Source organism: Flavobacterium cupriresistens (assembly GCF_020911925.1).
Lineage (GTDB): Bacteria > Bacteroidota > Bacteroidia > Flavobacteriales > Flavobacteriaceae > Flavobacterium > Flavobacterium cupriresistens.
Genome location: NZ_CP087134.1, coordinates 325,125 through 351,227 on the forward strand (window position 1 = coordinate 325,125; position 26,103 = coordinate 351,227).

Below are 26,103 nucleotides of genomic sequence, written 5' to 3' on the forward strand. Positions count from 1 at the left end.
TTTTATTTTTCATTATTAAAAACAGACAATGCTTTTTTCTTATTTAAAAAAGGAGTTTCTATATAGCGATAAGAAATACCTGAAATAATAATTGTCAAAATTATAGACAAAATATAGATAAGCCAATCCTCTACAATATCCAATTTAAATAAAATATTTAATACCAAAACAATTACTATTTGATGATACATATATAAGCCATATGATATTTTTCCCAAATAATTTAAAATTCTGTTTTCCAGTATTTTTTTTAATTGAGGGTTATAAACGAGACACAATATTAACATGCCAAAAAGAAGTGGATATAAACATCTACTTACATAATGGTTTTCGAAATTTAATGTAATCAGTACTATTGTAGAAATACTCACAATTATAAATAAAGGTGTATAGGTAAAAAATCTAATAACCGGATGTTTGCTATACATTAGATAGGCTAACATGGCTCCAATTGTAAGGGCATCCAGTTGAAAGCTATAGATAAAACCTATTATTAAATTGGAATACGGAACACTTTGCAAAAACGTCATATCAATTAGATACAAAAGGGCATTATAACCAAAAATTAAGAATATAAATAACAGACTTAATCTTCTAACATTGTTTATTATCCACGGCCAAATAAGATAAAATTGTTCTTCAGTTCCAATTGACCAAGTCTGCGCTGCAAACGGAATTATTTTAATCTGAATCAGCAAATTTGGCAGAAAGAAAACGAATAAAAGAATGACGATCAAATATTCAAAAGAATTCTTCAGATCTATTCGCATTCCCGGAATTTGAAATAAATCAAAAAAAGGAAGTACCCCTAAGGAAAGAATCACAATAACAAAGTACAAAGGCCAAATTCGCAATATTCTTCTGGTGTAAAACTTTTTATATGCAACTGTTGCATATTTTCCCTTTTCCATAAGTAGAAGAAAAGTAATTAAAAACCCGCTTAAAACAAAAAATAATGAAACCCCTAATTTTCCAATGTGCTTAATTTCCTGAAAATGATTAGATATCCCAAAAAGCCCTTTATTTAACTCTAAATGACTAAATATCACCATAAAAGCTGCTATAGATCTTAGTCCATTTAAATTAGGAAAATAAATCTTATCCTTCATTTTGATTTAATGCTTGTATAAATTGTGCGTATTTAAAATCGTTTTCGGTATCAATATCAACTTGTGCAAAAATATGATTTACTTCGAACGGAAATGCATTTTCTGAAATAATAATATCATTCAAAATTAAGGATGCTTTTGTGATGTATAACAATCCATTTTCGAAGAAAAGAGGCTCTAAATCCTGACTTCGCTGGCCAATTGTATAATTAAAAGGAGTAAACTTTTTATTAATGATTTTTCCAAATTTCTGATGATTTCTGGTCACTGTAAATAGACTGTCAACGTTTTCTTTTTGATAGGCTTCGAAAGTTTCTGCTAACAAATTCTCCGGTCGCAACGGATTAGTGGCTTGCAGTAAAATTACGTTTTCAACGTCATTACTGTCAATAGATTCCAAAACATGTTTTAATGCTGAAACAGTGGGCTCTAAATCACCTGAAATTGCGGCAGGACGATCAATTACCTTTGCTCCAAACTGTAGGGCTATTTTTTTTATTTCGGCATTATCAGTCGAAACATAAATTTCATCAATTATGCTACCGTTTTGCTGGGCATATAAAATAGAATGTACTACTAATGGCAATGTTCCAAAAATCTGAATGTTTTTATCCGGAATTCTCTTTGAACCTCCCCGAGCGGGAATAATAGCTATAGTTTTCATAATTTTTCTGTTTTTATCAAACTGCATTTTCAGAAAGTTCCAGCCTTTTTTTCTTTGATTTCAATTGGCTTAAAATTGGCTTCTCAAGATAAATATAAGTTATGGAAGAAACCAAAATCAGCATACCGAATCTAATCAGGAGCGCAATTGTCAAATCCTCAATATGAAAGTATTTTTTGATCCTGTAGTTACTAATAAAAAAACAAACCGGGTATTGAAGAATATAAATTCCAAAACTGATCTCTCCTAAAAACACAAATACTTTCTTCTCAAAAAACCTTGTGATTAACCCCGTGTTGAGGGAAACTAAAATTATTATCGGTATTAAAAGCAATGCTGAGGCACTATTTAGGTTTAATTGAAATGGAAATTTTAAGGCTAAAATCATCAAACCAAAGAATACGATAATTAGCAAATCATAATTCTTTCTTTTATCCTGCAGGAATTTTATAAAAAGTAATCCCGCGAGATTCCCAACCAAAAACTGATGAAGGTGTAATAATGGATTGTAACGTAAAAACTCACCAATGTACACGGAATCACTTTTTCCAAAAGACGCATACAGTACATTAGTTACGATCTGAATAATAATCCAAAATAAAGCAACATAAATGGCCAGTCGTTTAATCGTTATTTTTTGATACACTTTATTAAACACAAAAGGAAAAACAGCATAGAATAAGGCTTCTACTGACAAAGACCAAGCTGGAAAATTAAACGAAAGAGCCTTTCCGGGAATCCAGGCCTGAATCATGAAAACATTTAAAAAAAAACCTGAAAAATCAAACATTCGATCTATCAACTGTACAAAAATCACCAAAATTATGGCGAAAAAATATAACGGGTAGATTCGTGCAAACCTGTTTCTATAATACTCAACAAAGGACACCAAAGGGCTGTTCCCATAGGCAATAATCATTACAAAACCAGACAGAATAAAAAAATAGCTTACCCCAATGCCATTTTGAAAAATAAATGACAAGTGCTCGTTCTCGATAAAAACACTTCCCCCACCGTAATGGAAGATAAAAATCGAAGTGGCAGCCAGAAATCTGGTAAAGGTTAATTGGTCTATTCTCATGTGATACTTACTGGTCTTTTCATTAATTTAATCTATTACTTAATTTTATCTCTTTTAAAATCTCTTCCAAGATCAAAAAAACACTCTAACCTCAAGGACAGAGCTGTCAAGAGGCATTTTTTATCTGAAGGGCAGCCTTATTTCGAATTCTCATTTTGCTTTGAATTGGTTTCTCCAAATAAATATAAGCTACTGAAGAAAAGACTATCAAGATAAAAAGCCTTAGAAAAAAGACAATTGTTGGATCACTAATATGCAGGTATTTGTTAACACTATAAGCGCTTATTAAAGCATAAACCGGATGTTGTAAAATATAAATTCCAAAACTAATTTCTCCCAAGAGTACAAAGACTCTATTTCTGAACAGCTTTGTTATGATTCCATTGTTTAATGAAATAAAAAACAGCATCGGAATGAAAAGCACTGCTAATAATCCATTATGAAAATTTAAGCCTAGTGGAAATTTTAATGCCAAAATTAATAAAGCGACCAATATCAGAAGGATGAAATCATAGTTGCCTTTTTTCTCTTTTAAATTTCTAATAAAAAAAAGTCCGGCGAGGTTTCCGACAAGAAACTCATTCAAATGCAGTAACGGATTGTATTTCAAAACATCTTTGATAATGCTTAATTGATTTTCTTCGTACCTGAAAAAATACAGCTGAAAGATGATCTGGCTCAAAACCCAAAACAAAACAATAACGACCGTAATTCTTTCCAAGGTCATTTTTTTGAGGAATCTATTGAATACAAAAGGAAAGATGGCATAAAAAAGTAATTCAACAGACAGCGACCATCCTGGCGGATTAACAGATAAAACTTTGTCTGGAATCCAGGCCTGAATCATAAAAACATTTAAGAACAAACCCCAGTAGTCTATGTTTTTTTCTCTGAATTGCAGTAAAAGTATAATCAGTATAGCCAAAAAATAGAGTGGGTAAATCCTGGCCAGCCTGTTTTTTAAATAATCTCCTGCTGAAATAAAAGCTTTATTTCCATAGGCCAGTATCATTACAAAACCTGATAAAATAAAAAAATAACTAACACATACGTCAGCATTGCGAAATATAAAAGCAATATTCTCATTGTTGAAAGGGAAGCTTTTTCCACCGTAATGAAAAACAACAACTGAAACTGCAGCCAGAAATCTGGTAAAGGTTAACTGCTCTATTCTCATAATGCTATTTGACTGTTTGCCAGTCTGCATTTTGCCTGATCAATAATCTGGTTCATTTTTATATTCCAATTCTCCATAGCATACAATTCATTTGAAAATTCAGGAAGCTCAATATTTCCCTCTAAAAATGCATTTATTGCCGTTTCCCATTCTGAAATAAAATAAGGATTTTCGATTAGCTTTCCAAGTTTCCCGTAGTGCAGCACTTCCGGAACACCCCCAAAAGCAGATGCAATACAATAATTCCCACAATGCAAAGCTTCTATCAGACTAAGCCCAAAACCTTCCTGACATAAAGTAGGGAAAAGATAACAATCAGAAGCCTGATAATATTTTGGAAGTTCTTCGTTTGGAATTTTCCCCAGAAAAACCACTCCCTCCATTTTTTGTCTTGGATCGCAACCAATCACAACTAATTGTATTTTCTTTTCAACGGAATAGATTTTTCTCCAAACCTCTAAAATTAACTCCAGTCCTTTTTTTGGTCGGTCTTGCGAACACCAAACGAAGGTTTTTTTATTGCCAAAGCCTAATTCTTCTTTTAATTTTATTTTTTCGGTTTCAGGAACTTTCTTAAACTTCTTTGTATCAATTCCGTTATTTAAAATTGAAAAATGGCTTGGAAGTATAATATTGTTTTTTTGATGCGCTTTATAACTGTCCATCGTTAACACGATCATTTCATCAATAATTTCGTAAAAATCCTGACCAGAACCTGATTTTGTATAGGGTGAAAAACCGTGGTAAAAAAACTGGATGTAACATTGTTTCTCAATTCCTTTTGAAACAAGATGTTTTCTAAGTGACTTAACCATTCCATAATTATCAACAACCTGGATGATATATTTTTGCTTGGGGTCAATTATTTTATCAAGAGCCACAAAATATTCCAGATTTTTACGCTTCAGAAATTTACGTTGCAATTTGTGCCAGAACGTAAGTTTTGCAAAATGGTATTGTATTCCATCAAACAATTTTTGCGGTTTCGGACATATGATATAATCGATTTTATGATTGTTCTCGAGGTAATTTTTATACAGAGTCGTCCAACTCCCAATCTTACTATAAGGAAGAGAGGTTTGAGAAATCAGAATTACTTGCGCCGGATTATTCATATTTCCGGGTATATTGGAGTACTTCTTCTCGGGAAAGTCCTTTTAGCTTTAGACAATATTGCCATATCATTTTTTGTGTAATGATCCTTGAGAATACTTTATATTTTAATAAAAATGCAATTTCCGATGATTTTATTTTTCTTAAAACAGGTGGTTCAACAGGAAAAAAATCATTCGGTTTTATTTGTTCTAAGGTTTCCTGCATCCATTTCTCTTCTACATTTCCTAAATGGTAAGCAAAATTATCCTCGGTTGAAAGTCGCCACATTCCATTCTTCACTACCGGAAGATCAAGAAATTTTTCTTCACTATCTCCTCCAAGCATAAAGGCGGAGTGTTTAATCTCCATTTTTTCAAAAACTTCTTTTCTATATGTTGCTAAAAAGTGACCTGCTCCGGGAACAGCTTTAAAATTACCATTTGCAACCGTCAGATATTTTTCGAGATGCAAACTACTATACATATTAGGTTTTCCGACACTTGCCGCAAAAGCCTTTAATGCCTCGGGATTCTTAACTTTTCTAAAACGAAGTGATTTTGAAAACAGCAGTTCAAACCATATATTAAAGGTATAACTTTTTAAAGACCTCGAAGATGGTGTTGGACAAACTGTCCCCGTTTTTGAAAACTTCTCAAAAACAGCGTAAGTCTCTTTTTGCCAGTCTTTTAAAAACAAAACATCACAATCAGCAACGGTAATAAAAGTAAAATCATGTCCTGAAATACCTTTGACAATAGCATTTAGCTTTCCGATATTTGTAGAGTGGATTACTTCTTGTATTTTTCCGTCTTTTTGAAGCTCGTTTAAGTATTCAACCACATCATCATGGCTCCCATTATTTACAACCGTAATGTACGTTTTCTGATGAACAGTCTTGAATACTGATTCCAGACAATATTGCAAAATTTTAAAACTTTCCTTAAAATATCCTTCCTGATCGGGAATATAAACAGGAATTACAATCTGATGAAAAAAATCATTTGATTCCTGTGGTTTATCTTTATTGGGATTAAAGCCTATTCGCATTTAGAAATTTATTTCAATATTTTGGTATAAAGCTATTACTTTTCGCTGATTAAGGACATAATCTAATTTTTCCAAAGCAATTTTTTCATTTAATTTATTCGCATTAACCAACATTTCTTTATTCTCAATTGCTTGAATAATTAACGCTGCAATAACTTCAACATTTTCAGGATCCTGAATTAAAAAACCATTAACGCCATGTTCAATAATTTCGGCCGAAACGTTACCTGGATTAGATTGAATCGGAAAGGCTCCCATAACTATTGCTTCAAGCATTGTATTTGCCATACCGTCTGAAATGTTGTTTCCAATATACAAAAGTGCTTTTCCCATCAATTCCATTACCTGATTTTGCGATAATTCATCTCTGTCAAATACCGTAAAGGGAAGATTATTCTGTTTTACGTAGGTTATGACCTGCGGATGTGCTCCAAAAATAATTACCTCATATTGACTCAAATTGGGTAATTTTTTCTGCAATGCTTTCACTACATTAAGGGCTCTTCCAAATTTATGTTGGTACCCTTTCACAAGAATTATTCTCCTTTCTTCGAAAGGGATTTTTAACTTATCCAACGCTTCTAATTTGTAACCTGTTCCGCCCGGAATTACACCCAAGTGTTTCCCTTTAAACCCTAATTCTTTGGCAATCTGATAATCTCTCAGACAATCTGTATGTATAAAATCTATTCTTGAAAGCGCACTTCTTATTTTTGCATTATGTTTCTTATCCTTTTGAAAATAAAACAAATCATTGCCCCAACACGAATAAATCCATTTGCTATTTGGAAACTTATTCATCGTTTTGACTATTGGATAAGAACAGGACTGCATCTCAAAACTATGAATTATATCTGGACTTATCTCTCTGATAATTTTTTCGAGGGCTTCATTTTCCGTAACCTCAAGAAAAGGGCGAATACACGAATAAAATCCGGGCATTTTTTTAGAAAGAAAAAATTCCCCCTTTATGTGCGGAATTTTTCTTTTTGAAGTTTCTAGCAATTGTCGGACATTTTCTAAAGTCTCCAACTTTCCTCTTCCAAGAATGTCATACCAATACAATTCAAAAGAAGTATCTTTTAGATTTTCAATCCAGCGAATGACATGGATGGATGGCATTGATATAAAAAGGATTCTCATTTAAAAATTTTCTTTTTTATTCTGTCTACTATGCTACAAACTTTGTCCATCTTTAATTTAATAAAATCTTGTAATTGAAAATAAATTTCTTGAATAAAAAATTTGTAATTTTTACCCCCTAAACAATGTTTTTTGTAATCAAATAAGATCCATCTTTCAGGAAAATAATCTTTGTCATTATTTTGCTTCCCCAGTTGCCCTCTAAAATTGTGAACAGGTCTGATGATTTTACTGTTTTCTTTTTCTCCCAACCAGCCTAACCACCAAGAAAAAGTAGAGTTACTTATTATAAAATCCTCTCCTTGCACACCTAAAGCTAATTGTTCTATCCCTGACAAATTTTCTAAAAAAAAAGCATTCTTTAAAAACTTAAAATGATACTTACAATATTCTATGTTGTCACTCATGAAAATCAAATCTCGCTCCTTCCAATCGGGGAAATTTTTTTTTAAAGCCAAAAAATAGTACCAATATGGCAACTGATAATAATCCGGGTGATTTACAAAATCACCTCTTCTTACAGATATAAAAATTGGTTTGTTTTTAAACAGATAATTATACTTATCTAATAATCCTTCCAAAAAATCATCCTTAAATTTAAATATCTCTCTGGTCTTTTCAATATCAAAATATTTCTCTGATTGTAAAGCTCCATTTATATCATAATCATTAGTACCAATTTCCCAATTATGAAATTCATAGCTCTTTTCAACAACTTGAATCAACTTTTTATTTTTATCCTGTTTTGGTAATTTGTATTCAAAATATTTCGAATATTCCCATTCCGGAAATGAAAACTCTTTTTTGTGTTTTATAGCCAGCCCCACAGTTGCAGCAATTTGAAACAATTGGTTTCCTAAATTCCCTTTTCTACCCAAGCTATTAAATACCAACATAGTAACTTATCATTTATTTAAAAAAAACATATCCCTTATTAAAGAACTTATATACTAAAAATCCAAAACTAACTTTAATAAGCCCTGCCAAATCATACCAATTATAAAAATGAATTTTGAATATTCTCAAATATAAATAGAATGTATAATCCTGATTAGAGGATAATGCATTATAAATTGCTCTTTTATAATAAATATGAGTGTATTTTAATAAAGGCTTGTATGTTGTTATTTTATTTACTTTAATTAGTTTTAAATGCTTTTCTAAAGCATTTAAAACTGAAATTATTTCAGTTTTATTCCCTTTTACCACCTCATGCGACAAAGAATCCAAATGTATTCTGTAAAGAATTATCGGCTTTTCATTAAATTCAATAATTGGTTTTTCATATAACATTCTCATATTAAAATCCCAATCATCTACATTTGATATTTTTTCATCAAAAAGATAATCCTGCTTATTTAGAAAACTCCTCTTCCACAAAGGCCCTGATACATATAATGCTACTTTAGCTGTAAAATAATCATGAACTAAATTAACTGAAAAAACAGTACTTTTTTTAATTTCTTTTTTTAGATCAAAATCATAAAGTACCAAAGGAGAGAGTATAACTTTTGAATATTCATTTATCAGTTTTGATTCTGAAGATAAACCCTCTGTATACATAATATCATCACTGTCGAGCCACTTTATCCATTCTCCCTTACTTACTTCGAAACCAAAATTCCTGCAAGAATTAGCTCCTTTTACTTTACTCTTAGGCCTTTTATGAAAATAAAAACGACTGTCTTTTTTTACATATTCCTCAACAACAGCCTCTGTATTATCTGTTGAATCATCATCAACAACAATACATTCCCAATTTGAATAAGTCTGAGCCAAAATACTATCTAAAGTTTCATCTATTAAATGTCCACGATTATAAGCTGGTATAATTATAGAAATTAGTGGCTGATTCATCTCTTATTCTTAACCGCATTACTCGTTCGCACATTACAGGATAAATACTGAATAAATAAAAGTGCTTTAGCTACTAAATCTTTTATAAAATCATATCTAAATAAAAAACGAGTTGTTTCCTTCTTTTGTTTTTCATTTTTAATTATCGCACTCCATTTTGAAAGCAATTTATAAATAGCTCTTTTCATTGTTAATAATTTAATTTGCAAATAGCGAAGAAATACATTTTTTAAAAAACCTCAATGGTCTTAAAACCATATTTCCCAATCTATAATCGACAGAACTTAATCTTTTTAATTCATTTGATTTGTATCTTAATGTTCTTCTTTGTAGAAAATCAATAGTTTTATCAAAATCTCTTGTATAAAGTTCTTTGTGCTTGTTTAATACATAGTAGTAATTTTCTTCTTCGTATAAAAGATTAGTGATCTGAAGCATCGAATTTTCCTTTTTTCTGTAGTTAAAAAGAAATTCTTCAATAACGAATACCTCCCAATTTTGTTTGGTAACTGAAATCCAAAATTCCCAGTCTTCATAACCTTTTTTCATTTTTTCGTCAAAACCGCCAGCATCATACCAGCATTTTTTTCTAAATAAAGAACTGGCCATTGTGTTATTACGAAATAAGAAACTGTCTATATTCCCTCCTGTTGGACAGTTTTTACCGATTATTTTATCTCGTTTTATAAAATAGTTCGAAAAACAACCAACAACACCAATATCTGGTTTTAAATTTAAAATGGGGACTGCTTTTTCTAAAAAAGAATTTTCAAAAATATCATCGGCATCTAAGGTTACAATATAGTCACCGTTGGAGTTTATAATTCCTACATTTCTAGCCGCACTTAGTCCCTTGTTTTCTTGAGTAATTATTTTTACTTTTTTATGATTGAAACTCGATAAAATCTTTTTTGTTGCTTCATTTGATCCATCATCTACAATAATAATTTCGGTATTTTGGTAGGTTTGACTTAAAGCCGAATTGACGCTTTCTTCAATATAATCTTTATCATTATAACACGGAATGACGATTGAAACCAATTTTAAATATTCCACTTTATCTATTTTTTATTTAAACAAAAAAACCTTTAATAAAACGAAAAGGCTTTAAAAACATTCTCCCAATCTTATAATCCATCGATTTCCGAAGATTATGCGACCCTATTTCAATTCTTTCCATCTGAGAAAAAATATTATTTATCATTAACTCATGGTTTGCATTCCATAAGTCATTATGTTTGATATAAATATATTTCCATAACTCATATTTATGAAATTTATCTGCCTGAGAATTTCTCGATTCCTCTTTTTTCCTGTAATAAAAAAGATATTCTTCTATTATATTAATCTTCCAACCAGCCTTGGCAACTGAAATATTAAATTCCCAATCTTCATATCCTTTTCTCATTTTTTCATCATAACCACCTGCATCAATCCAACATTGCTTTCTAAAAAGGACACTTCCTGCTGATGCTCCGTTACCAAGAATTAATATTTTTAAATCTCCTCCTTCAGGCTTAAATTTTTCTAAAACACCTTTTTTGTCACTAAAAACATTTATCCAACAGCTAATCAAACCCAACTTATCATTTAGCATGAGACAATTTAAAGCCTTTGAAATAAAATCTTTCTCAAAATAATCATCTGCATCCAGCGTTAAAATAAAATCTCCTTTAGCTTGTTTTATTCCATTATTCCTCGCAGCACTCGGCCCTGCATTTTCTTGAGATAAAATGATGAGTTTTTCCTGTCTTATCCCTTTAAGAACTTCTTTTGTGGCAAAGTCTGAGCCATCATCTACAATAATAATCTCAACATTTTTATGCGTTTGATTATTAATCGAATTTATTGCTTGCTGAATATAATTCTGGTCATTATAACAAGGAATTATTACAGATACAAGATTATTTACATTTGATTGCATCATTTACACTAAATATTTTTTACCAGTTTCTCTATTTTGCAAAACACTATTTTTAATGCTTTTTTTATCTATCAATCTGCATTTGGTCTTATTTACTAAATATCCTTTAAAATCGAGTTTTAATAAACTCACAACTGCTTCTTTAAAAAAATATGTTTTTATTCTATCAATTTTTTTATACTCTTCTGAATTTACATCAGCGTACTTAACTCTTATTCTATTTAAAAATCTATTGTAATATTTTTCAGAACCTTTGGAAAAATTGACAGTATAATTGTTATCACTATCATGTTTTATAACCGTTGAAGGTGTAATTCCTATTTTTAAATTATGATAAAGCACTCTTTGACAAAAATTATCGTCTTCACCATACAAGAAAAACATAGGATCAAAACCTCCCACAACCTCAAATGTCTTTTTTGGTAAAAACCAAGCAGCAGCATTTATCATTTCTACTGAATAAATTTCCTTCAATGTATTATTTAAAATTGAATCAGAAATTAAATCTGAACATTGACGATTTATGTAATACAAAAAACTTACGTCTAACGAAACGCCTTTCCCATCTGAGTGTATCGGACTGATTATGCCAAAATCCGTATTATTATTTGCGACCTCCAAGAGTTTTTCGATAGTCTTTTTTTCTATAACGGTATCTTGATTTAATAAAAAAACAAAATCACTGTTTAATTCAAGTGCTAGTAAAATGCCTTTATTGTTCGCTCGTCCAAATCCTAAATTTTCTTTAGATTCGATGAGCTTAATTTTTTGAGAATAGTTATGCTTTAAAAACGCAGCTGTATTATCGGTACTACAATTATCTACAATTATTATTTCTGGTAACAATGCACTTTCAAAGATAGATTTTATACAATCTTCGATCCATTTCATACCGTTGAAAGTAACTATGACTACACTTATTTTCATGATTTTTTTAACTTAATATAGAAGTACTTTTCTAAAGAAAAAATTATTTTTATTGAAGAGCTAAACTGAAAAATTGAAAAAAGATAAATCAATCCTTCTTTTTTGCCTAAAATACGCAGACAATGATCTATATACGCCTTACCGGCAAAAAACTCCTGCTCGTAACTATATTTATACTTTTTTAATTTCTTCTGGTACTTTTTATGAAAAAGCATCATTGAAAAAAGCCATGTTTTATCTAATCTCCCAATAGAGAGATGTTCTATAAGAATTTTATTTGTTACTCCTATTTTTTTGTTTTTTTCAATTACTTCATACGATAAATTTAAATCATAACCATGAAATCCCCCCAAGCTTGTCTCGAATTCTATATTTAGACCTTTTTTTAAAGCCATAAATACACCATCAATAACATAAACTTCGCTTAGATCACCATCTTCAAATCCAAAATTTTCCTTTGTAACATTTCCCTTTTCATGTTGAATGATGTTTATTACTTTGTCCTTATCTTCACAATCCCACCAACCTGTCGGAAATTGAGTTTTGACTTTTGCACCAGCAATTCCAATAAGAGCAAAATCAGGATAATTGTTAAATTCTGATTTTAAAAGCAGTCCCCAATTTTTAGTATGGAACAAGATATCATCATGAATAAAACACAATATATCTCCTCTACTTTTCTGAATACCCAGGTTATATGCCTGAAAAATCGAATATTTATTAGTAGAATTATCAATTAGTACAAGTTCAAAATTAGTTCCAACTGTATTTCGAATATTATCTTCAAATTTGGGATCGATTTTATCTTTACGCGAGCATATAATAATAGAAATCATCACTTATCATTGAGCTTTAAATACAAAAACAATCTTCTCTTAAACCTTCTAAAATATTTATTTTTAGTAATAAATGTACCTGGAATCATTATAAGGTATCCAAACCACTTCGAATATTCTTTACTTTCAAATAATAGTAGTGCTTTATTGTACTTGATCTCTCTAATAATTTTAGCATTCACTGCCGCAATATTCAGATAATTAAAAGGTTTCTTCGAGTATAAAAAATCATTCATATTAGAACGCATAACAAGATCTAAGTTCAACAATTTCATCTTATCATCCGCTTTGAGTGCTTTTGCAATTACACTTTTGTTGTGGTAGCGAAAATTATTTAATTTTTTTGGAGTAAATGCTATTTTATTGTTCAGTAATACTTTAAAATAAAAAATCCAATCGCCACAATATCGTAACTCTTTGTCTGTTGTAATATACTCGGCTTGAAAATTATTCTTAAATCTAAAAATAACAGCACTTGCGTTTGGGATGACATTTTTATAAATTAAAAATTTTTCTACAAATATATTACCATCCATTACATTTTTTTTGTCAAACGCTGAATCATCCAAATTTAAAGTATAATCTAACCAACTTCCTGTAATTTTGTCTAACTCATTCATTTTATTTGATTGAGAATAAGATAAAACAATACTTACATCTTCAATCAAAGGTTTAATTAACTCCTCTATAAAATTGGGTTCGCAATGATCATCTGATTCAGCAATCCAAATAAAATCTCCTTTTGCTAATTCTATACCCTTATGCCATTGTATGAATGTATTTCCTGAATTAATTTCATTAAAAATACAGTGACTTACCTTTGGATTTTTAGCGTAGTTTGAAAGAATTTGACGACTGTTATCTGTACTACAATCATCTAATAAAATTACTTCGATATTATAATAACTCTGGTTGAATATACTTTCTAATCTTCTTTCCAGAAAAATAGCATGATTAAAATTGGGTACAATTACAGAAACAAGCGGCAACTTAATCATCTATTTCTATCTTTTTTTAAGCAATCATTAAGTTTTTTTTAGAATCATCCTGTAGAGACTAAAAAAATCCAATAAAATTTAGTTTCTTTAAATACTTCTTTATTTTTTTTTCAATTTTAAATCCTATACTATTATTTGAATTTATTATTCTCTTTTTTAATTCCTCAACTTTAAGGTTCAATTCGTCATATTCTCTCATTTTTTTACTTATCATATGCAGCAAAAAAAAATTATAATCTTCTCTTGTAACCAAATTTTCTATATAACTGAAAGCCTTAATTGTATTTTCAAACATATGTTTTTTATTTCTAGTCATTCCTCCTGAATGTTGTCGATAAAAAGCCAACTTTTCGTTTAAAAAGTCAAAAGATATTTCTCTTTGAAAAATATATAACCACATTATCCAGTCTTCTTTTGCTCGTATATCTTCATTGAATCTAAACTCATCAAATAATGAAGAACTAAAAAAACCACAATGAATTGGAATACTAAAAGTAGAATCCCATTCAAATAAAATTTTTTGAAAAGTAAACAAATTTATATCCAGATTAGAACCATATCCTAATTCATCCACAAGGCTTTTTTTAAAAAACTTGAAATTTGATACAATAACAGTATTAATTGAGTCTTTCCGGATAATGTTTACTGATTTAGAAAGTTTCTCACTATCTAAATAATCGTCTGCATCTAAAAATTGCACATAATCTCCATTTGCAAAATCTAAACCTGCATTTCTTGCACTACTCAGCCCCCCATTTTCTTTAAAAATGTATTTAAATCGATTATCCTTTAACAACCACTCACGAGCCACTTGCTCTGTATTATCAAAACTTCCGTCATTGATAATAATACATTCCCAATTAATGTACATTTGACATAATACTGAATGTAAAGCTTCGGGCAAATAATGTGCTTGATTGTAGCAGGGGACAATTATAGAAACTTTATTCAAAATTACTTGTTTAAAATGTTAAGAATTCTTGTTTTAGTGCACTTAAATATTTTCTAAAAGGCATTGATGTAGAAGTAGTTTTAAAATGCAAAAATGAAGTTTTAAAGATGTTTATATAAGACCTACTTTTAACTTCAATTCTGAATTTCTCCAAGTAAAAATTATTTAGAATTGAAATTACATTTCTATCAAGTCTTTTAATTTTCAAATACTTATAAATAGTTACTATTTGAAAAATATGAGTATTGTAATAATTGTATTTACTCAAATTATTCATAACTCCTTCACTATGGCTTCTATAAACAGATAAACAGTCAGTTGACAAATATGCTTTTTGTCCAGAATTCTTAATTAAAATAACATAGAGCATCCAATCACCGAAAGTTACTTTTTCAAAATCTTTAGGAAATTTAAATTTAACATTTCGAAACATTACTGTACATGTAATTATATTGTTTTGAGTTAAAAAATCTTTTAACTCAAAACAATTACTCTTTTCAATATTTAATAAAGGCTTGCCACATAAATTAGAATCTGCAGTTAATTGGATTGCATTCCCGCTATGTATAACATATTCATCATTTAACTCTAAAAAATCGACTTGTTTCTTTAATTTTAACGGATCGATCCAGTAGTCATCTCCTTCACAAATGGCAATAAACTCACCTCTACATGCCTTTAAAATAAATACCGAATTTGGCATCATTCCGAGATTAGACTCCTGTTTTATATATTTAATCCAGCTACCTCTTGGATGATTTTCAATAATTGACATTACAACTTCATGAGTATTGTCAGGGGATGCATCATTAGAAACAATTAATTCAATCTCAAAATCAATTTCTTGCATCAGAACACCGTTTATTGCTTCTTCAATAAATTTCTCATGGCCATAAGTTATCATGCATACGCTGACCTTTATTTTTTCCGACATTTATTGATCTATTAAAAATTTATTCTATTTTCCATTCAAACTGCGGTTTTATATAACCGGGCTCTCTACCCATATAGGTCCCCAATTCCCTTCCGGAATCTACAACCGTAAAAGAAATAATATCATTTTCGACAAAAACTGATTTTCTTGCATCCTCAATTATAAAAAGCGACAGAAAATATTGCCCTGACTGGAAAAAAGACGCCGGAAAATTACATGTAATCCTATTTACTCCACCTTTTAAAGAAAATGATCCTGCATTAGAGAACGAGAACATTGCCTCGCCCATTTCGTTAAACAAGTGATAGGTTATATGATATCTCTGTGCATCATTTACTTTTATATCTATTTTTGTATTCAGAATAATTAATTCATTCTCCAGTAATACAGTATCAGAACTTCTTCCTAAATTATGTAAAGAAATTTCGTTTAATTTGAAAATTGGAAGGTCATACTCTTTTCCAAATGTTTTCAAATTCATTGCTTCAGCACCACCACCAAGATAATAACTTACTGCATTTTCTATTTCGCCTTCAAAAACAACTTTACCATTTTCTAAAATAATCCCTTTGGTACACAAACTCTTCACTGCTGCCATATTGTGACTCACAAACAAAACAGTTCGCCCTTCTCCTTTAGAAATATCCTGCATTTTACCAATTGCCTTTTTCTGAAACTCGGCATCTCCAACAGCTAAAACTTCGTCAATTACCAAAATTTCAGGTTCTAAAAAAGCTGCAACCGCAAAAGCCAAACGAACCGTCATTCCGGAGCTGTATCTTTTTACGGGGGTGTCAATATAACGTTCACAACCTGAGAATTCAATAATTTCATCCAGTTTTGAAGCGATTTCTTTCTTGGTCATACCCAGAATAGCACCGTTCAAGAAAATATTCTCACGACCAGTCATTTCACCATGAAAACCAGTACCGACCTCAAGAAGTGAAGCAATACGACCGCGTGATTTTATACTGCCCGTTGTTGGCGCCGTTACCTTTGATAATATTTTTAACAGTGTAGACTTTCCTGCCCCGTTTTTACCGATAATTCCCAACACCTCTCCACGTTCTACTTCAAAATTAATATCCTGAAGGGCCCAGACATAATCTGAAGTTCCTTTGGTAGAACGATCATTTGTATCTCCGATTTTCAGATAAGGATTTTCTTTTCCTAGCAATTGATGCCACCATCTGTTTAAATCATGGCTTATGGTTCCTGTACCAACCTGACCTAAACGATATTGTTTAGAAATATTTTCGGCTTTTAATATGATATCTTTTTTCAATGGTAAATTATAAGTTGACTCTTTTAAAATTTTAAACTAAACGGTATCAATAAAACTTTTTTCGGTCTTGTTAAAAACTAAAAGTCCAATAAAAAAAACTACAATAGTGATCGTGACGGTGTAACATAACCCTAAAATTGATATTTCACCAACATTTAAAAGCATGTATCTGGAAGTTTCTATAATATAAGCCAAAGGATTATACGTTACAATCCAACCGTAATCCGGCAGTTTTTGTTTAATCAAATCCATTGGATACATTACCGCAGACAAATACATTAGTAACTGTATTCCAAAACCAATTAAGTAGCTAAAATCACGGTATTTTGTTACCATTGAGGAAATCAACATTCCCAATCCCAATCCTAAAATTCCCATGATGAGAATAAGAACAGGGAAAAACAATACAAGGCTATTAAAACTTAAGTCTCTTCCCTGAATACAGTAATAACAATAGAAAGCAATAAAAATAAAAAATTGTATCCCAAACTTGATTAAATTAGAAATCACAACTGAAAGTGGTGTTATGATTCTGGGAAAATAGACTTTACCAAAGATTCCGGCATTTGCTTTAAAAGTATCTGATGTTCCGTTAAGGCAGGCTGTAAAATAGTTCCATACAGTTATTCCTGCCAAATTAAATAAAAACGGAGGAACAGTACCGGTATTAATTCCGGCAACATTATTAAATATTATGGTGAAAGTTACTGACGTAAACAGCGGTTGAATCAGGTACCAAAGCGGCCCTAAAACAGTCTGTTTGTAAACCGTAATAACATCTCGCTTTACAAAAAGAAACAGTAAATCCCGATATTGCCAAATCTCTTTAAGATTTAGCGAAAAAAATCTGTTTTTTGGTATTATTTCAAACAGCCAGTCATTAGTAGTATTTGTATTGTTCATTTTTACTTATATCACAATAAAATTGCAATAGTATTATTTAAAATTGGAGCCTGCCTTTTTATTGGTATATTCAATTAACAAGATTTTTGCTTCCTTAAAAATTATTTAAAAAGCAAAAAGGCGTTTTTTAAAAAAACAACTTTTAATATACTCTTATAATCAAAATTTAATTTACCAAAACTAGTTATCCAAAACTTCAAAAGTCGAATTCATACTTTTAAATTCCGGAACTATTTTTTTCATTTTAGTAACAATATCGTCATTATCATAAAAATCTGCAATACCGATAAGCTCTTCGATCTCTGTATGTAAATTTTCATATTCATCCTGTATCTCCTGCGCTATCATGATTTTATTGTGATAAGTGGGTAATGTTTTAGAAGTATCATTTAATAATTCTTCGTATAGTTTTTCTCCCGGTCTTAATCCAACAATTTTTATTTTTATCTCCTTGTCAGGAATAAAACCTGCCAGTTTAATCATTTTTTTCGCTAAATCAATAATTTTTACCGGTTTACCCATGTCGAAGATATAAATCTCTCCACCGTTACCCATCGCTCCGGCTTCTAACACCAACTGACATGCTTCGGGAATAGTCATAAAATAACGAATGATATCCTGATGCGTAATCGTTACCGGTCCGCCTTCAGCAATTTGCTTGGTGAACAAGGGCACAACAGATCCATTTGACCCTAGAACATTTCCGAAACGAGTCGTAATAAACTTTGTTGCGGTTTGATTCTCTTCTTTTTGATTTTTCAAAAATAAAGACTGTACGTATTTCTCTGCAATTCTTTTACTGGCCCCCATCACGTTACTAGGATTAACAGCTTTATCCGTAGAAACCATAACAAACTTTTTGATGTTATACTTACAAGATAAATCGGCTAAATTCTTAGTTCCTTTAATGTTTGTTAAAATTGCCTGAGACGGATTCTCTTCCATTAAAGGAACATGTTTATATGCCGCAGCATGATACACAACATGTGGATTATAGGTTTTAAAAACCTTTTCTAATGCTTTTTTACTCCTCACGTCAGCAATTACAGCAACGATTTTTGTTTCACTGTTCATGCTTAAAGTTTCTAAGCATAAATTATGAAGGGGAGTTTCTGCATTGTCCAAAATAATGATTCTTTTAGGGTTAAACCCTAATACTTGTCTTACTATCTCACTCCCTATTGACCCTGCTGCACCACTAATAAGAATTGTCTTGTCTTTTAGCTGTTTCGAAATTGATTTACTATCCAGAACTATAGGTTTTCGTTCTAATAGATCTTCAATTTGAATATTTTTTACTTTCTGTGAAATCTCTTTTTGATTCTCCCAGTCAGAAATAAGAGGTACTGTATAAACCCTGTAATTAAACTCTAAACACTGATCAACGATAATCAATTGTTCTTCTTTAGATAAACTTTTATCCGCTATAATTACGCCTTCTGCAGCAACAGAACGCATTAATGCCGGTAATTTTTTTCTTAAAATCAAAATCGGCAGATCTAACATTCGTTTAGATGCATTTTGATTGTTTTTATCTACAAAACCAACGATTTTAAATCTGGAAGGAGATTCAAATTTTAATGCATTCGCTACCGAAATAGCATTTGCATCGGTACCATAAATAACGGTTCTGATTAACTTAGAACTGGTTTTCTCAGAAAAATACAATTCGAAAGTTTGTTTGACAATTACACGGTATAAAAACAAACCGCAAAAAGATAAAACTAAATTTATAAACAATGCTGTATTTAAAAACGCTTTGTGCCCGAAATACAACTCAAATACTAGGTTAAAAAACAAAAAGAACACCAAAACTGACATTTGTGAAAACAGCAGTTTTATAGCGTCAATATAAGACGAGTGTCTAATAATCCCTGAATAAGTCCTAAATAACCAAAAGAAAAAGATATTAATAAAAATTAAACTGGTTACAAAGTAAAAATGATGTGAAGTAACAATGTAACCCAATGCTGTTCCTTCAAACAACATATAAGTAAAAGTAAAGGAAAAGACTAATACCATTACGTCTATACCAACAATAATCCACCTAGGTAAGTAACTTAAGTTATTAATATTGGCTCTTAGATTTCTTGGCGAAAAATAACTATGCAAGAAATCCGTGATTCTGGTTGGTTTATCTGTATTCAATTTGGTTTGCTTTGCTTTGGAAATCTTAATGTATAATTTCTACAAAAATACAAATTTAAAGATATTAAAAATTCATTTCAATTAAAAATAATAACTAAAGCATTAGTCTCCTATTGCTTCAAAAAATAGTCTAATACTAGATATATTAAATCAGAGGCAACTTATAAGTTAAGTCTTCTCATTATGCGACTTCACAGAGTTTATCAATAACTCTTTTTATTCGTCCTTTTTCCTGATCGTTAAGGTTTACTCCTGATGGAAGACACAAACCTTTCCTAAATAAATCATTGGAAACTTCATTCCCATAAAATGGATAGTCACAAAATAGAGGTTGTAAATGCATTGGTTTCCATAACGGTCTTGATTCTATATTGGCTTTTTCGAAAGCTTGCAACAAAACATCTCTGGTTACCTTTTGACTAGGTTCAATCAAAATCGTATTTAGCCAGTAATTTGAATCATACTCGAGACTTGGGTTTTCAAAAACGGTTATCTCTTTTATGTCTTTAAACAGGTTAACGTAAAAATCATGAATTTGTCTTTTGGCATCCAGATTAGAATCCAAAATTTCCATCTGCCCTCTTCCGATTCCTGCACAAACATTGCTCATTCTATAATTATACCCCACTTCACTATGCTGATAATGGATTGCTTCATCCCTTGATTGGGTAGCATAAAAAATAGCTTTTTCTTTTAGTCTCTTAGAGCGTGAGATAAGTGCACCTCCACTTGAAGTTGTAATGATTTTATTTCCGTTAAAAGAAAAAACTCCAAAATCTCCAAAAGTACCACACTTTTTTCCTTTATAACTGCTTCCTAGTGCTTCAGCACTATCTTCAATAACAGAAATTTCATATCTATCAGCGACAACCTGAATTTCATCAACTTTATAAGGCATTCCATATAGATGTACGGCTATAATGGCTTTCGGCTTTTTCCCTTTAGCAATTCTTTCTTTAATTGCAATTTCAAGATGTTCAGGGCAAATGTTCCAGGTATCTGGTTCACTATCTACAAAAACAGGCGTAGCTCCCTGATATAAAATAGGATTCGCAGACGCAGAAAATGTCATACTTTGACAAATCACCTCATCCCCTGCTTCTACCTTAAGTAAAATTAACGCTAAATGAATAGCTGAAGTACCTGAATTTAATGCTGCAACCGAAATACCATCTCCGAGGTATTCCTCTAAATCATTTTCAAAATCATCAACATTTGGTCCTCCTGAAGTGATCCAATTGTCACCTAATGCTTTTTGAATGTACTTTTGCTCATTACCGCTAAGCCGCGGCAACGAAAGAAAGACTTTATTATTAGCCATTGATTTTCCAATAATTTGAATCGTATCTAACATCATCTTCACTTACATTTGATAAAGGCAAAGTAGAAAATGAAATTAATTTAGAATCTTTTTCTAAAGACTCTATTGCATTAGCATAACCCGCTGGGATATGAACAACTTTACTATCTGAAACGGATACAATATGTGTTTCAATACTTAAATCCTTTGATGGTGTTTCCCAATTGTCAACTTTCACAAAATGAATTTTGAAAGAACCACTTATACAGTAAAAATTTTTCGCATCTAATTTATGCCCCTGCCAGGCACGAATAGGATTACTTTCAGAATTACTGATAATATAAAACCTTTCAATATCTTTAAAACTAAAATCATTTACATAAGAGATCGTCCCTCTATGATCTGAAAAATTTCCTCCTTGAATTATTTTTGGTTCCATTAGCTTACTTTTAAACTCGCTTTACGAATCATATAAAACTTCAGAGAATATATTATGATAAGTGGTAGCGTTATTAGAACAATAACCAAAATGGCATCTATTTTCTGATATAAAAACACCACTAAAACAGAAACAATACTTTGTGCTATCGCGTAAATCAGAGCTACAATTCGATGTTGTATTTTATACTCGTTACTCAATATCTGATAAAAATGCAATCGGTGCGCTTCAAAAATATTTTGTTTAAGATATAATCTATGCATAATTGTACAGATAGCATCAACTCCATAGACTGCTAAAAATAGAAGCCAAATAATCGAATTGGTAACTAAAATTAACTTAAAGATCAGATAAATCACCCAAAAGGCGATGGCAATACTCCCGACATCACCGGCAAAACATTTGGCTCTTTTTCTATAATTAAAAAATAAGAAAACTAAACTTGCTACCATGGAATAAATTATGAAAGCGCTATCTGTGAAAAGTTGCACATTTTTGTTTACGTACCACAATGATCCCATTACTACCAAGGTATACAAACCTGTAATACCGTTTATACCATCCATAAAATTGTAGGCATTGATAATTCCAATAGCAAAAATGTAAGCAAAAACGATTCCTAAAACTGGTACGTTACTAAATACACCCAGATCATAAAAAATCAAGCTAATAGCAAAAAACTGTACCGATATTCTAATTTTATTCGACAAACTTTGAATGTCATCCCAAAAACTTACTAAACTCACCAAAGTAATACCGGTAAAGAAAAAATAATTATAACCGGTATTTTGAACAAAATAGAGCAATGCTGCAAACCAAAAGATCACACCACCTCCTCTTAGCGTAATTTCAGTATGTGAACTTCTTAAATTTGGTTTGTCAATAATATTAAACCTGTCTGCTACTCTGAAATAGAGTAACTCAATTATAAATAAAATAAAAAATAAAATACTGTATATCATAGATTAAATTAGAACTTCGAGAAAATGTTCTATTATATTTTAAATTTTAAAATGTTCAAAAGGTACTCACCGTAACCTGATTTTTTTAATGGCTCAGCTAGATCTTTTAATTGTTCTGAAGATATAAAACCTTGTCTCCAGGCAATTTCTTCAATACAACCTACTTTTAAACCTTGACGTTCTTCTAGTACCTGAACAAATTGTCCCGCTTGCATTAAACTGTTAAACGTTCCTGTATCTAACCAGGCCGTTCCTCTGCTTAAAATCCCAACTTTTAACTTTCCTTGCTCTAAGTAGACTTTATTTACATCAGTAATTTCGTATTCGCCTCTGGCACTTGGCTTGATATTTTTTGCAATTTCGACAACCGAATTATCATAAAAATATAATCCCGGAACGGCAAAATTTGATTTTGGGTTTATTGGTTTTTCTTCAATCGAAATCGCCTTCTTATTGTCGTCAAATTCTACAACACCATAACGTTCAGGGTCTGAAACATGGTAAGCAAAAACAACTCCACCAACAGGATCTGCATTTTCTTTTAGCAATTGTTGCATATTGGTTCCGAAAAAGATATTATCTCCTAAAACCAAAGCCACTTTATCATTACCAATAAAATCTTCTCCAATTACGAAAGCTTGAGCCAACCCATTTGGATTGGGTTGTTCCGCATAACTAAACTTACATCCTATGTTCGCCCCATCACCTAGTAATTTTTTAAAATGCGGTAAATCATGAGGGGTAGATATAATTAAAATTTCATTAATCCCTGCCATCATTAAAGTTGAAAGCGGGTAATAAATCATTGGTTTATCATAAACCGGCATTAACTGTTTACTTACTGCTAAAGTTAATGGGTGCAATCTGGTTCCTGATCCACCAGCTAATATAATTCCTTTCATATTTTTACTTTTAAATCAAATGACTTTTAAATTTATAAACTCATCATTACTTTTAAACTCTCTTTATAATTCGGGACCTTGACCTGAAATTCTTTTTTAATTTTTGATTTATCTAATAAAGAATATGCTGGTCTTTTTGCCGGAGTAGGATATGAAGACGAAGGGATTCCACTTACTTCACAAGTATAACCTCCTATTTCCTTTATTGCCAATGCAAATTCGTACCAACTAATTTCACCTTCATTCGAAAAATTATAAATCCCGGCTTTCCAATCTGAATGGGTAATTATCGTTAGAATAGCTTCCGCCAAGTCAGCTGCATAAGTTGGACTTCCTATTTGGTCATTAACAACGCTTAATGTCTCTCTCTCCTTCATTAATCGAGACATGGTTTTCACAAAATTGTTTCCAAAACTGGAATATACCCATGATGTTCTCAAAATTATCGCTTGCGGATTATTTTGCAAACATAAATGCTCACCAGCCAATTTAGTTGCTCCATAAATATTAATCGGATCAGTTGAAGCATCTTCGGTTAAGGCAATTGAAGATGTTCCATCAAATACATAATCAGTTGAGATATGTACCAATTTCGCATCATTTTTTAAAGACCATTTTGCCAAAACTCCAACAGCCAAATGATTAATGGTGTCTGCAAGTTCTTGTTCAGATTCTGCTTTATCAACTGCTGTGTACGCACCGCAATTAATAATTATATCTGGATTAACCAAACCCAGCTGATTTTCCAAAACCGATAAATTATCTAGAGTGAGATGTGTTCTGTCAGCAAAAAACCATTCAAATTGATTATAGTTTTCCGACAAAAGATTTAACTCTGATCCTAATTGTCCGTTAGCTCCGCTTACTAAGATCTTTTTCATTAAAATAAACTATTACAATTTTCAATAAAAGGAAGAATCTGATCTTTTTCGGAAACAATAGCATCATCTAAGTTCATTCCCCAATCAATATTCAAAGAAGGATCGTCATATTTAATTCCTCCTTCACTTGCTTTATTGTAGAACTGATCACATTTATACATTACAGAAGCTGTTTCGCTAATCACAGAAAAACCATGTGCAAAGCCTTCCGGTACTAATAATTGTTTTTTGTTTTCTGCAGATAATAAAACGCTAAAGGCTTTACCATAGGTAGGCGAATCTTTTCTTAAATCTACCGCTACATCAATAATTTCACCTTCTAATACACGTACCAATTTTGTCTGAGCAAAAGGAGGATTTTGATAATGCAGCCCTCTTAAGGTTCCTTTCTTTGAAAAAGATTGATTGTCTTGAACAAAATCAATATCAATTTCTAAATCTTCAAATTTTGTTTTACTATAGGATTCAAAAAAATAACCTCTTTCATCTCCAAAAACGGTTGGTTCAACTATTAGTAAATCTTTTATAAATGTTTTTTCTATATTCATTTTAATATATAGTTCATTTTTGACAAAAACAATCACTTTTCTCTTTCGATTGATCTTATTTATTAGTATTAAGTATAGTTTTATACTTTATTTTTTTTCCATAAAACTTTCAATAGTTTTCTCTAATCCTTTTCTAGCTGTATTGGGAAGGTTTTCTATACCTATTGCTCTCTTTATTTTGTGATTAGAAACTCTATAGTTTTCTGTTAATTTTTGAACAGTCTCTGAGTTCAAAGGCAATTTAACAAAATCTCCAATCTTAGCTGCTCCATTTATAATCACTTTAGGAATATGAAGTAAAAATTTCCTTTTATTAATAACAGTAGAAATAATTTTTATTAATTCATTTGTCGACAAAACCTCATCATCAGCAAAATTATAGATTCCTGAACTAATATTTTTATTATCCAGAATTTGCTTAATCATAAAATTAAGATTTTCTATCCCCAAAAATGATCGTTCGTTATGGAAAGCTCCTAACGGATAAGGTATCCCTTTTTTTACAACATTATAAAGTAAATTTAAGTTACCCTTGTTTCCTGGACCGTGAATCATACAAGGACGAATAATAAAAACCCGCTTTCCTCGAGGAATCACTTTTGATAATATATACTCTTCAGCCTGCAGTTTTGATTTTCCGTATGGAGTATTAGGAGAGGCCTGGACATCTTCAAACAAGATATCTAAAACCTCATCAGCGACAGCTTTTACACTACTAAAATAGATAAAATCTTTAATATGACTTTCTAAAAAAAAATCAAATAATTCTTTTGTTAATTCGGTATTAATGGTAAAATATTCAGATGCATCACTTATATTTTTAGTGTCATGAGCCTTTCCCGCTAAATGAATTATTGCATCTCCATCTAAATTTTGCTTCCAAATCTTATCACGTAATGAAATTGAAGTTATAGAGAAGGTATTATTTGCTAAATAAGCTGATAGATTTTTACCAACAAATCCCGAAACTCCAGTTATATTTACATTCATT

At 30.9% G+C, this 26,103-nt stretch carries 27 protein-coding genes; all 27 read right to left on the reverse strand.

Annotated features, from left to right (window positions below; all coding sequences use genetic code 11):
• Window positions 1-2 precede the first annotated feature (2 nt).
• Window positions 3-1,109 (reverse strand): acyltransferase family protein, encoded by a 1,107-nt coding sequence (locus LNP23_RS01520; RefSeq protein ID WP_053004191.1) that lies wholly within the window; start codon window positions 1,107-1,109, stop codon window positions 3-5.
• A complete protein-coding gene (locus LNP23_RS01525; protein WP_230003272.1) occupies window positions 1,099-1,773 on the reverse strand; it encodes an acylneuraminate cytidylyltransferase family protein in 675 nt (224 codons plus the stop codon). The genes LNP23_RS01520 and LNP23_RS01525 overlap by 11 nt, the downstream gene beginning before the upstream one ends.
• Before the next feature lie 16 nt (window positions 1,774-1,789).
• A complete protein-coding gene (locus LNP23_RS01530) occupies window positions 1,790-2,854 on the reverse strand; it encodes an acyltransferase family protein (RefSeq protein ID WP_230003274.1) in 1,065 nt (354 codons plus the stop codon).
• A 106-nt stretch (window positions 2,855-2,960) separates the two neighbouring features.
• Complete coding sequence (locus tag LNP23_RS01535) at window positions 2,961-4,031, reverse strand: acyltransferase family protein (protein WP_230003276.1); 1,071 nt, start codon at window positions 4,029-4,031, stop codon at window positions 2,961-2,963.
• A complete protein-coding gene (locus LNP23_RS01540; protein ID WP_230003277.1) occupies window positions 4,028-5,146 on the reverse strand; it encodes a glycosyltransferase family 4 protein in 1,119 nt (372 codons plus the stop codon). Before LNP23_RS01540 ends, LNP23_RS01535 begins: the two co-directional genes overlap by 4 nt.
• Window positions 5,139-6,173 carry a glycosyltransferase family A protein gene (locus LNP23_RS01545; protein WP_230003280.1) on the reverse strand — a complete coding sequence of 345 codons (1,035 nt, stop codon included), beginning with the start codon at window positions 6,171-6,173 and terminating at the stop codon, window positions 5,139-5,141. Before LNP23_RS01545 ends, LNP23_RS01540 begins: the two co-directional genes overlap by 8 nt.
• Window positions 6,174-7,316 carry a glycosyltransferase gene (locus tag LNP23_RS01550; RefSeq protein ID WP_230003282.1) on the reverse strand — a complete coding sequence of 381 codons (1,143 nt, stop codon included), beginning with the start codon at window positions 7,314-7,316 and terminating at the stop codon, window positions 6,174-6,176.
• Window positions 7,313-8,212 carry an alpha-1,2-fucosyltransferase gene (locus tag LNP23_RS01555; protein WP_255663519.1) on the reverse strand — a complete coding sequence of 300 codons (900 nt, stop codon included), beginning with the start codon at window positions 8,210-8,212 and terminating at the stop codon, window positions 7,313-7,315. The genes LNP23_RS01550 and LNP23_RS01555 overlap by 4 nt, the downstream gene beginning before the upstream one ends.
• A gap of 13 nt (window positions 8,213-8,225) precedes the next feature.
• On the reverse strand, window positions 8,226-9,173 hold the full coding sequence (locus tag LNP23_RS01560) for a glycosyltransferase family 2 protein (protein ID WP_230003286.1): 948 nt from the start codon (window positions 9,171-9,173) through the stop codon (window positions 8,226-8,228).
• Window positions 9,170-9,361 carry a hypothetical protein gene (locus tag LNP23_RS01565; RefSeq protein WP_230003288.1) on the reverse strand — a complete coding sequence of 64 codons (192 nt, stop codon included), beginning with the start codon at window positions 9,359-9,361 and terminating at the stop codon, window positions 9,170-9,172. The genes LNP23_RS01560 and LNP23_RS01565 overlap by 4 nt, the downstream gene beginning before the upstream one ends.
• A gap of 10 nt (window positions 9,362-9,371) precedes the next feature.
• Complete coding sequence (locus tag LNP23_RS01570; RefSeq protein ID WP_230003289.1) at window positions 9,372-10,229, reverse strand: glycosyltransferase family 2 protein; 858 nt, start codon at window positions 10,227-10,229, stop codon at window positions 9,372-9,374.
• A gap of 16 nt (window positions 10,230-10,245) precedes the next feature.
• On the reverse strand, window positions 10,246-11,100 hold the full coding sequence (locus LNP23_RS01575) for a glycosyltransferase family 2 protein (protein ID WP_230003291.1): 855 nt from the start codon (window positions 11,098-11,100) through the stop codon (window positions 10,246-10,248).
• Complete coding sequence (locus LNP23_RS01580; RefSeq protein ID WP_230003293.1) at window positions 11,101-12,024, reverse strand: glycosyltransferase family 2 protein; 924 nt, start codon at window positions 12,022-12,024, stop codon at window positions 11,101-11,103.
• Window positions 12,021-12,860, reverse strand: a complete 840-nt coding sequence (locus LNP23_RS01585) for a glycosyltransferase (RefSeq protein WP_230003295.1) — start codon at window positions 12,858-12,860, stop codon at window positions 12,021-12,023. The genes LNP23_RS01580 and LNP23_RS01585 overlap by 4 nt, the downstream gene beginning before the upstream one ends.
• Entirely contained in the window at window positions 12,860-13,858 is a 999-nt protein-coding gene (locus tag LNP23_RS01590) for a glycosyltransferase family 2 protein (protein WP_230003297.1), read from the reverse strand. The genes LNP23_RS01585 and LNP23_RS01590 overlap by 1 nt, the downstream gene beginning before the upstream one ends.
• Window positions 13,859-13,916: 58 nt before the next feature.
• On the reverse strand, window positions 13,917-14,810 hold the full coding sequence (locus tag LNP23_RS01595; RefSeq protein WP_230003299.1) for a glycosyltransferase family 2 protein: 894 nt from the start codon (window positions 14,808-14,810) through the stop codon (window positions 13,917-13,919).
• A gap of 10 nt (window positions 14,811-14,820) precedes the next feature.
• Window positions 14,821-15,744, reverse strand: a complete 924-nt coding sequence (locus LNP23_RS01600; protein WP_230003301.1) for a glycosyltransferase family 2 protein — start codon at window positions 15,742-15,744, stop codon at window positions 14,821-14,823.
• Between the two features lie 19 nt (window positions 15,745-15,763).
• On the reverse strand, window positions 15,764-17,029 hold the full coding sequence (locus LNP23_RS01605) for an ABC transporter ATP-binding protein (RefSeq protein WP_230003303.1): 1,266 nt from the start codon (window positions 17,027-17,029) through the stop codon (window positions 15,764-15,766).
• Between the two features lie 36 nt (window positions 17,030-17,065).
• Window positions 17,066-17,932 (reverse strand): ABC transporter permease, encoded by an 867-nt coding sequence (locus LNP23_RS01610; protein ID WP_230003305.1) that lies wholly within the window; start codon window positions 17,930-17,932, stop codon window positions 17,066-17,068.
• Between the two features lie 180 nt (window positions 17,933-18,112).
• Window positions 18,113-20,080: a polysaccharide biosynthesis protein gene (locus LNP23_RS01615; protein WP_230003307.1), complete on the reverse strand. Its 1,968-nt coding sequence runs from the start codon at window positions 20,078-20,080 to the stop codon at window positions 18,113-18,115.
• 181 nt (window positions 20,081-20,261) lie between these two features.
• A complete protein-coding gene (locus tag LNP23_RS01620; RefSeq protein WP_230005126.1) occupies window positions 20,262-21,401 on the reverse strand; it encodes a DegT/DnrJ/EryC1/StrS family aminotransferase in 1,140 nt (379 codons plus the stop codon).
• A complete protein-coding gene (locus LNP23_RS01625; protein WP_230003309.1) occupies window positions 21,394-21,819 on the reverse strand; it encodes a WxcM-like domain-containing protein in 426 nt (141 codons plus the stop codon). The genes LNP23_RS01620 and LNP23_RS01625 overlap by 8 nt, the downstream gene beginning before the upstream one ends.
• A complete protein-coding gene (locus LNP23_RS01630) occupies window positions 21,819-22,781 on the reverse strand; it encodes an MraY family glycosyltransferase (RefSeq protein WP_230003311.1) in 963 nt (320 codons plus the stop codon). Before LNP23_RS01630 ends, LNP23_RS01625 begins: the two co-directional genes overlap by 1 nt.
• Before the next feature lie 32 nt (window positions 22,782-22,813).
• Window positions 22,814-23,683, reverse strand: coding sequence for a glucose-1-phosphate thymidylyltransferase RfbA (gene rfbA, locus LNP23_RS01635; RefSeq protein WP_230003313.1), 870 nt, complete (start codon window positions 23,681-23,683; stop codon window positions 22,814-22,816).
• 32 nt (window positions 23,684-23,715) lie between these two features.
• The gene (gene rfbD / locus LNP23_RS01640; RefSeq protein ID WP_230003314.1) at window positions 23,716-24,564 is read right to left on the reverse strand and encodes a dTDP-4-dehydrorhamnose reductase; all 849 of its coding nucleotides are present in this window, start codon (window positions 24,562-24,564) and stop codon (window positions 23,716-23,718) included.
• On the reverse strand, window positions 24,564-25,112 hold the full coding sequence (rfbC, locus tag LNP23_RS01645; protein ID WP_230003316.1) for a dTDP-4-dehydrorhamnose 3,5-epimerase: 549 nt from the start codon (window positions 25,110-25,112) through the stop codon (window positions 24,564-24,566). The genes rfbD and rfbC overlap by 1 nt, the downstream gene beginning before the upstream one ends.
• Window positions 25,113-25,199: 87 nt before the next feature.
• Entirely contained in the window at window positions 25,200-26,102 is a 903-nt protein-coding gene (locus LNP23_RS01650) for an NAD-dependent epimerase/dehydratase family protein (protein ID WP_230003318.1), read from the reverse strand.
• Window position 26,103 lies beyond the last annotated feature (1 nt).